The organism is Streptomyces sp. MK37H, from assembly GCF_018035285.1.
GTDB lineage: Bacteria > Actinomycetota > Actinomycetes > Streptomycetales > Streptomycetaceae > Streptomyces > Streptomyces endocoffeicus.
In genome coordinates this window covers 1-13,998 of record NZ_JAAAYH010000242.1, presented here as the reverse complement: position 1 = coordinate 13,998, position 13,998 = coordinate 1, and the positions used below count along the sequence as shown (strand labels likewise).

9 protein-coding genes and 1 pseudogene are annotated in these 13,998 nt (G+C 71.1%); 8 read left to right on the top strand and 2 right to left on the bottom strand.

The window, feature by feature from the left end; genetic code table 11:
- Positions 1-121 precede the first annotated feature (121 nt).
- Both GWI24_RS28380 and GWI24_RS28375 read left to right on the top strand, forming a co-directional pair.
- Positions 122-346 carry a heavy-metal-associated domain-containing protein gene (locus GWI24_RS28380; RefSeq protein ID WP_210948743.1) on the top strand — a complete coding sequence of 75 codons (225 nt, stop codon included), beginning with the start codon at positions 122-124 and terminating at the stop codon, positions 344-346.
- Between the two features lie 87 nt (positions 347-433).
- A complete protein-coding gene (locus GWI24_RS28375) occupies positions 434-2,797 on the top strand; it encodes a cation-translocating P-type ATPase (protein WP_210948742.1) in 2,364 nt (787 codons plus the stop codon).
- A 712-nt stretch (positions 2,798-3,509) separates the two neighbouring features.
- Here GWI24_RS28375 and GWI24_RS28370 read toward each other — a convergent pair.
- Both GWI24_RS28370 and GWI24_RS28365 read right to left on the bottom strand, forming a co-directional pair.
- Complete coding sequence (locus GWI24_RS28370) at positions 3,510-4,799, bottom strand: citrate synthase (protein WP_044575006.1); 1,290 nt, start codon at positions 4,797-4,799, stop codon at positions 3,510-3,512.
- Between the two features lie 152 nt (positions 4,800-4,951).
- Positions 4,952-7,195, bottom strand: coding sequence for an ATP-dependent RecD-like DNA helicase (locus GWI24_RS28365; protein ID WP_210948741.1), 2,244 nt, complete (start codon positions 7,193-7,195; stop codon positions 4,952-4,954).
- Positions 7,196-7,381: 186 nt separating this feature from the next.
- Here GWI24_RS28365 and GWI24_RS28360 point away from each other — a divergent pair, with 186 nt between their 5' ends.
- The 6 genes and pseudogenes from GWI24_RS28360 to GWI24_RS28335 all read left to right on the top strand — a co-directional run.
- Entirely contained in the window at positions 7,382-8,398 is a 1,017-nt protein-coding gene (locus GWI24_RS28360; RefSeq protein WP_210948740.1) for a LacI family DNA-binding transcriptional regulator, read from the top strand.
- A gap of 278 nt (positions 8,399-8,676) precedes the next feature.
- On the top strand, positions 8,677-10,194 hold the full coding sequence (locus GWI24_RS28355) for a sugar ABC transporter ATP-binding protein (RefSeq protein WP_210948744.1): 1,518 nt from the start codon (positions 8,677-8,679) through the stop codon (positions 10,192-10,194).
- Entirely contained in the window at positions 10,184-12,133 is a 1,950-nt protein-coding gene (locus GWI24_RS28350; RefSeq protein WP_210948739.1) for a substrate-binding domain-containing protein, read from the top strand. The genes GWI24_RS28355 and GWI24_RS28350 overlap by 11 nt, the downstream gene beginning before the upstream one ends.
- Positions 12,134-12,152: 19 nt before the next feature.
- Positions 12,153-13,079, top strand: coding sequence for a ribokinase (locus tag GWI24_RS28345; RefSeq protein ID WP_210948738.1), 927 nt, complete (start codon positions 12,153-12,155; stop codon positions 13,077-13,079).
- Entirely contained in the window at positions 13,076-13,471 is a 396-nt protein-coding gene (gene rbsD / locus GWI24_RS28340; protein WP_210948737.1) for a D-ribose pyranase, read from the top strand. Before GWI24_RS28345 ends, rbsD begins: the two co-directional genes overlap by 4 nt.
- A gap of 291 nt (positions 13,472-13,762) precedes the next feature.
- A pseudogene (locus GWI24_RS28335) lies at positions 13,763-13,998 on the top strand (hypothetical protein); the annotation flags it as partial.

Sequence of the window (13,998 nt, the reverse complement as noted above, 5' to 3'; positions counted from 1 at the left end):
GCACCACCGGCTTCCATCCATACCCCCTAGGGGTATAAAGTGGGGATTGCCAGGAGACGCTGAGGCATTCCGGTGCCTCCTGCGCACCGACCGTCACGCTCACCCCACACAGGAGAACCCCATGAGCTCCGAGGCAGTCACCACCGTCTACAAGGTGACCGGTATGACCTGCGGCCACTGCGAAGGCGCCGTCACCGGGGAGATCAGCGCCCTCGACGGCGTCACCTCCGTCAAGGCCGTGGCCTCCACCGGCCAGGTCACCGTGGTATCGGCCGCCCCGCTGGACGACGAGACCGTCCGCGCCGCCGTGGACGAGGCGGGCTACGAGCTCGCCGGCCGGGCCTGAGCGAGCCCCCACCAAACCCCCGCCGGACCGTGCCGCCCTGCTCATACAGTCGCCGTACGGCCCGGCCCTCCTCCCAGGAGACCAGACATGACCAGCACGGCACCCCCCGCCGGGTCCGCCGCCGACACCACGGCGACGGCCGACGGGCCCTCGCAGGTCGAGCTCGCCATCGGCGGAATGACCTGTGCGTCCTGCGCCGCCCGTGTCGAGAAGAAGCTCAACCGCCTCGACGGCGTCACCGCCACGGTGAACTTCGCCACCGAGAAGGCCAAGGTGTCCTACGGTGAAGGGATCGAAGTCGCCGACCTGATCGCCACCGTCGTCAAAACCGGGTACACCGCCGAGGAACCGCGCCCCGCCGTGCCCGAGCCCCGCACCCCCGAGGGCGCCGCCGCACCGGAGGCCGACCCGCGCGGCGAGTCAGCGCCGGACTCCCTGCGCCACCGCATGCTCGTCTCCCTCGCGCTGTCCCTGCCCGTCGTGGTGCTGGCGATGGTGCCGTCCCTGCAGTTCGACAACTGGCAGTGGCTCTCCCTCACCCTCGCCGCACCGGTCGTCGTCTGGGGCGGCGCGCCCTTCCACAAGGCCGCCTGGACGAACGCCCGGCACGGCGCGGCCACCATGGACACCCTCGTCTCCATCGGCACCCTGGCGGCCCTCGGCTGGTCCGCGTGGGCGCTGTTCTTCGGCCACGCGGGCATGCCCGGTATGCGGCACGGCTTCGACCTCACCGTCTCCCGCACCGACGGATCGTCCTCGATCTACCTGGAGGCGGCGGCCGGGGTGACCGCGCTGATCCTCCTCGGCCGCCATCTGGAGGCGAAGTCCAAGCGGCGGGCGGGCGCGGCGCTGCGCGCGCTGCTGGAGCTCGGCGCCAAGGACGTGGCCGTGCTGCGGTACGAGGGGGGCGAGCGCGAAGCGCTCCCGGTTGAGGGCGATGGTGGGCGACGGGTTGTGCGGGAGGTACGGATCCCCGTCGGCGAGCTGGCCGTCGGCGACCGCTTCGTGGTGCGACCCGGCGAGAAGATCGCCACCGACGGCACGGTGGTCGAGGGCTCCTCCGCCGTGGACGCCTCGATGCTGACCGGCGAGTCGGTGCCGGTGGACGTGGGGGTGGGCGACGCGGTGGCGGGCGCGACCGTCAACGCGTCGGGCCGGATCGTGGTCGAGGCCACCCGGATCGGCGCGGACACCCAGCTGTCCCGTATGGCCAAGCTGGTCGAGGACGCGCAGAACGGCAAGGCCGAGGTGCAGCGGCTCGCCGACCGGGTCTCGGGGATCTTCGTGCCGATCGTGCTGCTGATCGCCGTCGGCACCCTGCTGGGCTGGCTGCTCACCACGGGCGACACGGCCGCCGCCTTCACCGCGGCCGTCGCCGTCCTGATCATCGCCTGCCCCTGCGCCCTGGGCCTGGCCACCCCGACCGCGCTCATGGTCGGCACCGGCCGCGGCGCCCAGCTGGGCATCCTGATCAAGGGGCCCGAGGTGCTGGAGTCCACGCGCCGGGTGGACACCGTCGTCCTGGACAAGACCGGCACGGTGACGGCCGGGCAGATGCGGCTGCGCGGGGCCGTCACGGCGCCAGGGGTGGACGAGCGGGAGCTACTGCGGCTCGCGGGCGCCCTGGAGCACGCCTCCGAGCACCCGATCGCGCGGGCCATCGCGGACGGCGCGGCCGAGCGGATCGGCGACCTCCCGACGCCTGCCGACTTCCGCTCCGAGCCCGGCCTGGGCGTCCAGGGCACGGTGGACGGCCACGCGGTGCTGGTCGGCCGCGAGAAGCTGCTCGGCGCCTGGGCCATCGAGCTGCCCGAGGACCTCGCGGCCGCCAAGGCGGCGGCCGAATCCGAGGGGCAGACGGCGGTCGCGGTGGCCTGGGACGGCGAGGCGCGCGGCGTCCTCCTGGTGGCCGACGCCGTCAAGGAGACCAGCGCCGAGGCGGTCGCCCAGCTGCGGGCGCTCGGCCTCACCCCGATCCTGCTGACCGGCGACAACCGGCTGGTCGCCGAGGCGGTGGCCCGCGAAGTCGGCATCGACGACGTCATCGCCGAGGTGCTGCCGCAGGACAAGGTGGACGTGGTGAAGCGGCTGCGGGGTGAGGGCCGTACGGTCGCCATGGTGGGCGACGGGGTCAACGACGCGGCCGCCCTCGCCACCGCCGACCTCGGTCTCGCGATGGGCACGGGCACGGACGCGGCCATCGAATCCGGGGATCTGACCCTGGTCCGGGGCGATCTGCGGGTGGCGGCGGACGCGATCCGGCTGGCGCGCCGGACGCTCGGCACCATCAAGGGCAATCTCTTCTGGGCCTTCGGCTACAACGTCGCCGCGCTGCCGCTCGCGGCGGCCGGACTGCTGAACCCGATGATCGCGGGAGCGGCGATGGCGTTCTCGTCCGTCTTCGTGGTGACGAACAGTCTGCGACTGCGGACCTTCACAGCGTCCACATAGATTCACCAAGTCCCCATAAGCCGCACAACACCCATACGGCGGAGCCTCGATCTTCAAATCGAGGCTCTTGCCCTTTTATGGCCCTTATGGCAAGAGACGCAGATCACAGACAACCCAACGTAACCATCGAGGGGGGTCGCGAGTCTAATGGGACGGTGGGGATACGTCTTGGGGGACGCATCCTGCTACGCGTAGCCGGGACGACGTACTCGGGGAGCTTTGAGCGGCCCTCCCGTAGGTACGCGTCCCGGCAGATCGCGTCACCATACGGCCCGCAAGGGCCCGTAGACGCCCGGCCGGATCCCGTGGGGGGAATCCGCTCCGGGGCAAGGGAAGCGCCCCGCTCCGACCCGTGGGGGGATCGGCAGCGGGGCGCTTCTCGCACCTTCTTTTTTTGAGGCTCGGTTCGCCTCCGGGGCGCCTCAGCCTCCCCCAGCTACCGCTGGGAGGTACCCCCTGTCGACGGTCGACCGTGCTCGGTCGCTCGTTCCTCGCTCCCTGCGCGCGCTCTCCCTTTCGACAGCGACGCGCCCCTTCGGCTCGCCCCCAGCTACCGCTGGGAGGTACCCCCGGCCGGTAAGCCCCATGGGCCGGATACGACTGAGGTGCCCGGCCCTTTCAGAGGGGCGCCCGGCCGGGGGCCAAGCACCCATATACGCGAAGTGCCCCCGGCCCAAGTGGGACGGGGGCACCCGGGGGCGCGAGTGTTGCCCTAGCGCTCTTCGACCGGGACGAAGTCGCGCTCGACCACGCCCGTGTAGATCTGGCGGGGGCGGCCGATGCGGGAGCCCGGCTCTTTGATCATCTCGTGCCACTGGGCGATCCAGCCCGGCAGCCGGCCGAGCGCGAACAGCACGGTGAACATCTCGGTCGGGAAGCCCATCGCCCGGTAGATCAGACCGGTGTAGAAGTCCACGTTCGGGTAGAGCTTGCGCTCCACGAAGTAGTCGTCCGCGAGCGCGTGCTCCTCCAGCTTGAGCGCGATGTCGAGCAGCTCGTCGGACTTGCCGAGCGCGGAGAGGACATCGTGCGCCGCCGACTTGATGATCTTCGCCCGGGGGTCGAAGTTCTTGTAGACGCGGTGCCCGAAGCCCATGAGCTTCACGCCGTCTTCCTTGTTCTTCACCTTGCGGATGAAGGTGTCGACGTCGCCGCCCGAAGCCTGGATGCCCTCGAGCATCTCCAGCACGGACTGGTTGGCGCCGCCGTGCAGGGGGCCCCACAGGGCGTTGATGCCCGCCGAGATGGAGGCGAACATATTGGCCTGCGAGGAGCCGACCAGCCGGACCGTGGAGGTCGAACAGTTCTGCTCGTGGTCGGCGTGCAGAATCAGCAGCTTGTCGAGCGCGGAGACCACGGTCGGGTCGAGGTCATACTCCTGCGCGGGGACCGAGAAGGTCATCCGGAGGAAGTTCTCGACATAGCCGAGGTCATTGCGCGGGTAGACAAAGGGGTGGCCGACCGACTTCTTGTACGCATAGGCGGCAATGGTCGGCAGCTTGGCCAGCAGCCGGGTCGTCGAGAGGTTGCGCTGTTTCTCGTCGAACGGGTTGTGGCTGTCCTGGTAGAAGGTCGACAGCGCGCTGACCACGGAGGACAGCATCGCCATCGGGTGGGCGTCACGCGGGAAGCCGTCGTAGAAACGCTTGACGTCCTCGTGCAACAGCGTGTGGCGGGTGATGTCCTCACGGAAGGCCGCCAGTTCATCGACGGTCGGCAGCTCCCCGTTGATCAGCAGGAAGGCGGTCTCCAGGAAGGAGGCGCGCTCCGCCAGCTGCTCGATGGGGTAGCCGCGATAGCGCAGGATGCCCTGCTCACCGTCCAGATAGGTGATCGCGGATTTGTACGCGGCGGTGTTGCCGTAACCGGAGTCCAGGGTCACCAGACCGGTCTGGGCGCGCAGCTTGCCGATATCGAAGCCCTTGTCGCCGACGGTGCTGTCGACCACCGGGTAGGTGTACTCGCCGTCCCCGTACCGCAGTACTACAGAGTTGTCGCTCACGTCATCCCTCACCGACGTCTGGTTCTCTTCTTCGAGGTGCCCTGACTCCCCCCACCTTCCCCTACTCGGGTAGCGAACGTGCACTCGGGGTCGGCCGAAGAGCCTTTTGGCGGCACTCAGTGCCGCCTTTCACGGCCATCCTGCCCCGTTCGTCATCGTTCGGAAACCCATCTGACACGCTCGACTGTCACATCGCCGCCGAGTCGGTGATCCAGCGCGGTGCAGCGCCTGCCCGCCGAGACGGTGCGCACCGCCTGCCCCAGCGCGCGGCGCGAGCCGACCAGCACCACAAGGCGCTTGGCACGGGTCACGGCCGTGTACAGGAGGTTGCGCTGCAGCATCATCCAGGCCCCGGTGGTCACCGGGATCACGACGGCCGGGTACTCACTGCCCTGTGACCGGTGGATGGTCACCGCATAGGCATGAGCCAGCTCGTCCAGCTCGTCGAAGTCGTACGGTACCTCCTCGTCCTCGTCCGTCCGCACGGTCAGCCGCTGCTCATCGGTGTCGAGTGAGGTGACGACGCCAACCGTGCCGTTGAAGACCCCGTTGGCCCCTTTCTCATAATTGTTACGGATCTGGGTCACCTTGTCGCCGACGCGGAAGACCCGGCCTCCGAAGCGGCGCTCCGGGAGGTCCGGACGGGCCGGGGTGATGGCCTGCTGAAGCAGTCCGTTGAGCGTGCCGGCGCCCGCCGGGCCGCGGTGCATCGGGGCCAGAACCTGCACGTCACGGCGGGGGTCCAGGCCGAACTTCGCGGGGATGCGGCGGGCCGCGACATCGACCGTGAGCCGCCCGGCCTCCTCGGTGTCGTCCTCGACGAAGAGGAAGAAGTCCGACAGGCCCTGGGTGACCGGCGGCACCCCCTCGTTGATCCGGTGGGCGTTGGTGACCACCCCGGACTGCTGGGCCTGGCGGAAGATCCGGGTCAGCCGCACCGCCGGGACGGGGCTGCCGGGGGCCAGCAGATCGCGCAGCACCTCCCCGGCGCCCACGCTGGGCAGCTGGTCCACATCGCCGACGAAGAGCAGATGGGCACCGGGCGGGACGGCCTTGACCAGCTTGTTGGCCAGCAGCAGATCGAGCATGGACGCCTCGTCGACCACCACCAGGTCCGCGTCGAGCGGGCGGTCCCTGTCGTACGCCGCGTCCCCGCCGGGCTTGAGCTCCAGCAGGCGGTGGACGGTGGACGCCTCGGCGCCGGTCAGCTCGGACAGCCGCTTGGCGGCCCGGCCGGTGGGCGCCGCGAGCACCACCTTGGCCTTCTTGGCGCGGGCCAGCTCCACCACGGACCGCACGGTGAAGGACTTGCCGCAGCCCGGCCCGCCGGTGAGCACCGCGACCTTCTCGGTCAGCGCGAGCCGCACCGCCTCGCTCTGCTCGGGCGCCAGATCGGCGCCGGTACGGCCGGCCAGCCAGCCCAGCGCCTTGTCCCAGTCGACGCCCCGGAAGGCGGGCAGCCGGTCCTCCTCGGTGCGCAGCAGCCGCATCACCTGGCCCGCGAGGGAGATCTCGGCGCGGTGGAAGGGCACCAGATAGACGGCGGAGACCGGCTCGCCGTCCGCCGGGCCCGGGACCGGCTCGCGCACCACGCCCTCGTCCTCGGCCGCGAGCTCGCCCAGGCAGTCGATGACCAGGCCGGTGTCCACCTGGAGCAACTTCACCGCGTCCGCGATGAGTTGCTCCTCGGGGAGATAGCAGTGGCCCTGGTCGGCGGACTGGGACAGCGCGTACTGCAGACCGGCCTTCACCCGGTCGGGGCTGTCATGGGGGATGCCGACCGACTGGGCGATCTTGTCGGCGGTGAGGAAGCCGATGCCCCAGACGTCGGCCGCCAGCCGGTACGGCTCGTTCTTCACAACCGAAATCGAGGCGTCGCCGTACTTCTTGTAGATCCGCACCGCGATGGAGGTGGAGACGCCGACCCCCTGGAGGAAGACCATCACCTCCTTGATGGCCTTCTGCTCCTCCCAGGCGGCGGCGATCATCTTGGTGCGCTTGGGGCCGAGGCCGGGGACCTCGACCAGCCGCTTGGGCTCCTGTTCGATGACGTCGAGGGTGTCGACGCCGAAGTGCTCGGTGATCCGGTCGGCGATCCGCGGGCCGATGCCCTTGATCAGCCCGGAGCCGAGATAGCGCCGGATGCCCTGGACGGTGGCGGGGAGGACGGTCTGGTAGTTCTCGACCGTGAACTGTTTGCCATATTGCGGATGGGAACCCCAGCGGCCCTCCATCCGCAGCGACTCGCCCGGCTGGGCGCCCAGCAGCGAGCCGACGACGGTGAGCAGATCACCGGAGCCACGGCCGGTGTCGACCCGCGCGACCGTATAGCCGTTCTCCTCATTGGCGTAGGTGATCCGCTCCAGGACCCCTTCCACCACCGCGAGTTTGAGCATGCCTCGACCGTACCGCCGGGAGCCGACAGGCGGTTCGGGCCTGTGGACAACGCCCGTGGGGAAGGAACGCGGGTATGTGCCCCGTGGCGGAATATCACGATCCGGTTTCACCGGGGGCCGACCCCTTGCCTCCTTCCATGTAATCGATTCCAATCTCATGTAATCGATTCCACAAGGAGGTGGACGATGCCGGCCATCAAGGATGTGGCGCGGCGTGCCGGGGTCTCCGTGGCGACGGTCTCACGGGTGCTCAATGACCACCCCTCCGTCCGCGCGGACACCCGCGAACGGGTGCTCGCCGCGGTCGCCGACCTCGGCTATCGCCCCAACGCGGTGGCCCGCTCGCTGCGCACCGACCAGACCCGGACCCTGGGGCTGGTCATCAGCGACGTGCTGAATCCCTTCTTCACCGAGCTGGCCCGTTCGGTCGAGGACGCCGCCCGCGAGCTGGACTACAGCGTGGTCATCGGCAACGCCGACGAGCGGCCCGACCTCCAGGACCACCATGTGCGTACCCTGATGGACCGCCGCATAGACGGACTGCTGGTCAGCCCCACCGACGGCGGCTCCCCGATGATGCTGGCCGCCGCCCGCGCCGGCACGCCCATGGTCTTCGTCGACCGCTGGATCGAGGGCGAGGGCCTGGACCGGGTGCCGGTGATCCGCACCGACGGGCGGGGAGCCATCCGCGCTCTGGTGGCCCATCTGTGCGCCCTTGGCCACCGCCGGGTCGCGATCATCGCGGGCCCCGCGGCCACCACGACCGGCCGCGAGCGGGTGGACGCCTTCCGCTCCGCGCTGCGCGAGTTCGGCCTGGAGCTGCACGAGGACCACATCGGCCAGGGCGACTTCCAGGCGGACAGCGGCCGCCGGGTGACCGCCCGCTTCCTCGATCTGCCGCACCCCCCGGACGCGATCTTCGCCGCCGACAACCTGATGGCGCTCGGCGCGATGGACGAGATCCGCGCGCGGGGCCTGCGGGTGCCGGACGACGTGGCGCTCGCCGCGTTCGACGACATCCCCTGGTTCGTCCACACCGATCCGCCGATCACCGCCATCGCCCAGCCAACCGGGGCCCTCGGCCATGCCGCCGTGACGGCGCTGATCGATCTCGTCGAGGGGCGGCCCGCCGAGTCGGTGACCCTGTCCGCCCGTCTGGTCACCCGCCGCTCGTGCGGCGAGCCCGAAGGGAGCAAGCCTTGAGTGCCGAGTCCGAGCCGTCCTCCCCCCGTGCCGCCGAGGCGGCCCCCTCGGCGACGCCGAACGCGGACCCCACGCCCGCGGGCACCCAGTCCCCCACATCCACGCCCTCGCGCGGCAACGTGTCGGCTTCGGGCGCCGGAACCCCGGCAGCGGGCACGGGGCCCGAGCGCGCGGACGTCGAGGCCGGGGCCGTCACGGCGACGGGTACGGCGACCGGCTCGCATGGTCCGGCGCCGGAGGGCGCGTCCACGGGCGGCGCCGGGGCGGAGCTGCTGCGCATGGAGGGGGTCCGTAAGACCTTCCCCGGGGTGATCGCGCTGGACGGGGTGGACTTCGATCTGCGCCGGGGCGAAGTGCATGTCCTCCTGGGCGAGAACGGCGCGGGCAAGTCCACGCTGATCAAGATGGTCTCCGGCGCCCACCGCCCCGACGGCGGGCGGATCCTGGTCGACGGCGAGCCGGCGCGGATCAACAGCGCGCAGGACGCCGAGCGGCTCGGGATCGCCACCATCTACCAGGAGTTCAACCTCGTCCCGGACCTCACCGTGGCCGAGAACATCTTCCTGGGCCGCCAGCCGCGCCGCTTCGGCATGATCGACCGCAAGGCCATGGACGCGCGCGCCGCCGAGCTGCTGGCCCGCGTCGGGGTGGATGTCTCGCCCCGGACCCGTGTCCGCGACCTCGGCATCGCCCGGCTCCAGATGGTGGAGATCGCCAAGGCGCTGAGCCTGGAGGCTCGCGTCCTGATCATGGACGAGCCGACCGCCGTGCTCACCACCGAGGAGGTCGACAAGCTCTTCCGGATCGTGCGCACCCTGCGCGCGGACGGTGTGGGCATCGTCTTCATCACCCACCACCTGGAGGAGATCGCCGCCCTGGGCGACCGGGTCACGGTGCTGCGTGACGGCCGCAGTGTCACCCAGGTCCCGGCAAGCACCGACCAGGACGAGCTGGTGCGGCTGATGGTGGGCCGCTCCATCGAGCAGCAGTACCCGCGCGAGCGCGGGGGCGCCGGTGAACCGTTGCTGAAGGTCCGGGGGCTAACCCGGAACGGCAGCTTCCAGGACATCGGCTTCGAGGTGCGGGCCGGGGAGGTGGTGGGCCTGGCCGGGCTGGTCGGCGCGGGCCGTACGGAGGTCGTCCGGGCGTTGTTCGGCGCCGACCCGTACGACTCCGGCTCCGTCGAGGTGCTCGGCCGCCCGCTGCCCGGCCATGACGTGGTGGCCGCCATGCGGGCCGGAATCGGCCTCGTCCCCGAGGACCGTAAGGGCCAGGGCCTGGTCCTGGACGGCTCCGTGCAGGAGAACCTGGGCCTGGTCACGCTGCGCGCCGCCACCCGCGCCGGGCTGGTCGACCGGGCCGCCCAGCGGCGCTCGGCGGCCGGTGTCGCCGAGCGGCTGGCCGTCCGGATGGCCGGTCTTGACCAGCGGGTGCGCACCCTCTCCGGCGGCAACCAGCAGAAGGTCGTCATCGGCAAGTGGCTGCTCGCCGACAGCAAGGTGCTCATCCTCGACGAGCCGACCCGCGGCATCGACGTGGGCGCCAAGGTCGAGATCTACCAGCTCATCAACGAACTCACCGCGTCCGGCCACGCCGTGCTGATGATCTCCAGCGATCTGCCCGAGGTGCTGGGGATGAGCGACCGGGTCCTGGTCATGGCCCAAGGCCGGATCGCGGGCGAGCTGACCGCGCGGGAAGCGACCCAGGACGCCGTGATGGCCCTGGCAGTGAAGGACGTCAAGGACGCCGACGAAGGGGTCGGCGGCAAGGAAAAGGAGGGCTCCCGTGGCCACTGACACGATTGATGCCACGAAGGACCCCGGGGGCTCGGCGGCGCTGCGCCGCGTACTGCTCGACAACGGCGCCCTGAGCGCCCTGGTGCTGCTGGTGGCCGCCATGGCGCTGCTGTCCGGCGACTTCCTCACCACCGACAATCTCCTCAACGTCGGCGTCCAGGCGGCGGTCACCGCGATCCTCGCCTTCGGCGTCACCTTCGTCATCGTCTCCGCGGGCATCGATCTGTCGGTCGGCTCGGTGGCCGCGCTGTCCGCCACCGTGCTCGCCTGGTCCGCGAGCTCACAGGGGCTGCCGGTCTGGTTCGCGGCGCTCCTTGCGCTCACCACCGGTGTCGCCTGCGGTCTGGTCAGCGGGGCGCTGGTCTCCTTCGGGAAGCTGCCGCCGTTCATCGCCACGCTCGCGATGCTGTCGATCGGCCGCGGTCTGGCCCTGGTGATCTCCCAGGGCAGCCCGATAGCCGTCCCCGACTCGGTGTCCGGCCTCGGCGACACCCTCGGCGGCTGGCTGCCGGTACCGGTGATCGTGATGGTCGTGATGGGCCTGATCACCGCGGGGGTGCTGGGCCGTACGTACCCGGGCCGGGCGATGTACGCGATCGGCGGCAACGAGGAGGCGGCCCGGCTCTCCGGGATCCGGGTGGCCCGTCAGAAGCTGGTCATCTACGCGCTCTCCGGCGGTTTCGCGGCCGTCGCGGGCATCGTGCTCGCCTCCCGGCTGTCCTCCGCGCAGCCCCAGGCGGCGGTCGGCTACGAGCTCGACGCGATCGCCGCGGTGGTCATCGGCGGCGCGAGCCTGTCCGGTGGCGTCGGTAAGGCGTCCGGCACGCTCATCGGCGCGCTGATCCTCGCGGTGCTGCGCAACGGGCTCAACCTGCTGGAGGTGTCCGCCTTCTGGCAGCAGGTCGTCATCGGTGTCGTCATCGCGCTCGCGGTGCTGCTGGACACGGTGCGCCGGCGCGCCGGAGCCGGGCCGGGCGCACCCGGGGCCGCGGCCGGCGGGCCGTCCGGTGGCGGCCGTAAGAAGGCCGTCAACGCGGGCAAGTTCGCGCTGGCCGCCGTGGTCGTCGCCGCCATCGCCTTCGGCGCCTCCGTCTGGCGCTCCGGCTCCTCCGGGGGCGCGTCCACCAAGGTCGGTCTTTCGGTCTCCACCCTCAACAACCCCTTCTTCGTCCAGCTGAAGGCGGGCGCCCAGGAGGAGGCCAAGCGCGCCGGGATCAGCCTTACGGTCACCGACGCCCAGAACGACGCCTCCCAGCAGGCCAATCAGATCCAGAACTTCACCAGCCAGAACATGAAGTCGATCATCATCAACCCGGTCGACTCCGATGCCGCGGGCCCGTCCGTCCGGGCCGCCGACAAGGCGGGCATCCCGGTGCTCGCCGCCGACCGCGGCGTCAACAAGGCGAAGATCGCGACCCTGGTGGCCTCCGACAACATCACGGGCGGCAAGCTGGCCGCGAAGACGCTCGCCGAGCGGCTCGGAAAGAAGGGCACGATCCTGGTGCTGCAGGGCACCCCCGGTACTTCGGCCTCGCGTGAGCGCGGTAAGGGCTTCGCGGAGGGCCTCAAGGCGTACCCGGACATCAAGGTCGTCGGCAAGCAGACCGCCGACTTCGACCGGGCCAAGGGACTGGATGTGACCACCAATCTGCTCCAGGGCCACCCGGGCATCGACGGGATCTTCGCCGAGAACGACGAGATGGCGCTCGGCGCGGTCAAGGCGCTCGGGTCCAAGGCGGGCAAGTCCGTCGCGGTCGTCGGCTTCGACGGCACCCCGGACGGGCTCAAGGCCGTCGAGAACGGCACCCTCGCCGCGACCGTCGCCCAGCAGCCGAAGGAGTTGGGCCGGATGGTGGTGCAGAACGCCGTCAAGGCCGCCAAGGGGCAGAAGATCGACGGCACGGTGAAGGTGCCGGTGAAGGTCGTCACTGCGAAGTGACAAACGAAAGGACGTGCGGATGCACGACTACGACCTGCTGGTCGTGGGGTCGGCCAATGCCGATCTGGTGATCGGAGTCGACCGCCGCCCCGGGGCCGGTGAGACGGTCCTCGGGTCCGACCTGGTGGTCCACCCGGGCGGCAAGGGCGCCAACCAGGCCGTCGCCGCCGCCCGGCTGGGGGCCCGGACGGCCCTGCTGGCCCGGGTCGGCGACGACGACTACGGCCGGCTGCTGCTGGACTCGCAGCGGTCGGCCGGGGTCGACACGGTGGGCGTGCTCGTCGGCGGCGCGCCCACCGGGGTCGCGCTGATCACGGTGGACCCCTCGGGCGACAACAGCATCGTGGTCTCCCAGGGGGCCAACGCCCGGCTGGCCCCCGGCGACGTCCGGGCCTCGCTACGCCTGCTGGCCGCGGCGCGGGTGGTCTCGGTGCAGCTGGAGATCCCCCTGGAGTCGGTCGCCGAGGTGGTCCGTACGGCGGCCGCGGGCTTCGGCGGCCGCCCCGGGCCGCGGGTGGTGCTCAACCCCTCGCCGGTCGCGCCGCTGCCCACCGATGTGCTGGCCGCCTGTGATCCGCTGGTGGTCAACGAGCACGAGGCGCGGTTCCTGCTCAGCGACGGCCCGGTGGGGTCCTCCGACGACCCCGAGGAGTGGGCCGACGCCCTGCTCTCGCGCGGTCCGCGCTCGGTCGTGGTGACCCTGGGCGGCGAGGGCGCGCTGGTCGCCGACGGCGACCGTACGGTGCTCGTGCCCAGTCCCGCGGTGACGGCCGTGGACACCACGGGCGCGGGGGACGCCTTCACCGGCGCGCTCGCCTGGCGCCTCGGCGTCGGCGACGACCTGGTGACGGCGGTGCGGTTCGCGGTGCGCGTGGGCGCGGCCGCGGTGACCCGGGCCGGGGCGCAGGCATCCTTCCCGAGCGCCGAGGAGGTGGCGGCTCTGTGAAGCGGTCCGGGATCCTCAACCGCCATCTGAGCGCGGGCATCGCCCTGTTGGGCCACACCGACACGGTGATGGTGTGCGACGCGGGCCTGCCGATACCGGACGGGCCGTTCGTGGTGGACCTCGCCTTCACGGCCGGGGTGCCGTCCTTCGAGCGGGTGTTCACCGGGCTGCTGGACGAGCTGGTGACCGAACGGGCCACGGCGGCGCGGGAGGTGCGCGACCACAACCCCGGGGCGACCGCCCTGCTCGACCGCCTCTTCCCGGCTCCCGCGCTGGATCTGGTCCCGCACGAGGAGCTGAAGACGCTGACGGCGGGGGTGAGGCTGGTGGTGCGTACGGGCGAGGCGCGGCCGTACGCGAATGTGCTGCTGCGGTGCGGGGTGCCGTTCTGAGGGTGTGATATTTCGAGGGGCCCGGCCGTGGTCCGGGCCCCTCGTTCTCCCCTCCCAGGGCTTCCTCTCGAATCCCCCCGGATTCCCCCCCGGAAGCCCGATGCCAGGTACGACCCGCCAAGGGCCGGAACGGTTGCACGGCGATCGGCGAAAGATTTTTCCGGGGCGCGACAACCTCGGGTGGGGCCGCACGTCTGGTGGGTTGAAGGCGGGCTCCGGAACGGGTCCTCGGATCCTCGGCGCACGCCTCGCCCTTCAGCGTTCGCTCAATCCTTTCGGGAGTCGTTCCGTATGCAGCACGTCCGCGCCAAGAAGCCGAACCGCCGTCTGCGCCCCTGGATCGTGGGGTCGGCCGCCGGAGTCGCCCTGATCGTGGGCGGGGGCATCGCCGCCCAGGCGGCCACCTCCGACCACTCCCGCCCGGCCAAGCCGGCCCCGACGGCGACCTCGAAGCCGGAGCCGACCAAGCCGCCCACCAGCAAGCCGGAGCCCACGAAGCCGCCCACCAGCAGGCCCGAGCCGACGCT

Bases quoted from the DNA above. Each gene is read 5' to 3' on its own strand.
- GWI24_RS28380 (WP_210948743.1), top strand. From the start codon at position 122: ATGAGCTCCGAGGCAGTCACCACCGTCTACAAGGTGACCGGTATGACC.
- GWI24_RS28375 (WP_210948742.1), top strand. From the start codon at position 434: ATGACCAGCACGGCACCCCCCGCCGGGTCCGCCGCCGACACCACGGCG.
- GWI24_RS28365 (WP_210948741.1), bottom strand. From the start codon at position 7,195: ATGCTCAAACTCGCGGTGGTGGAAGGGGTCCTGGAGCGGATCACCTAC.
- GWI24_RS28360 (WP_210948740.1), top strand. From the start codon at position 7,382: ATGCCGGCCATCAAGGATGTGGCGCGGCGTGCCGGGGTCTCCGTGGCG.
- GWI24_RS28355 (WP_210948744.1), top strand. From the start codon at position 8,677: ATGGAGGGGGTCCGTAAGACCTTCCCCGGGGTGATCGCGCTGGACGGG.
- GWI24_RS28345 (WP_210948738.1), top strand. From the start codon at position 12,153: ATGCACGACTACGACCTGCTGGTCGTGGGGTCGGCCAATGCCGATCTG.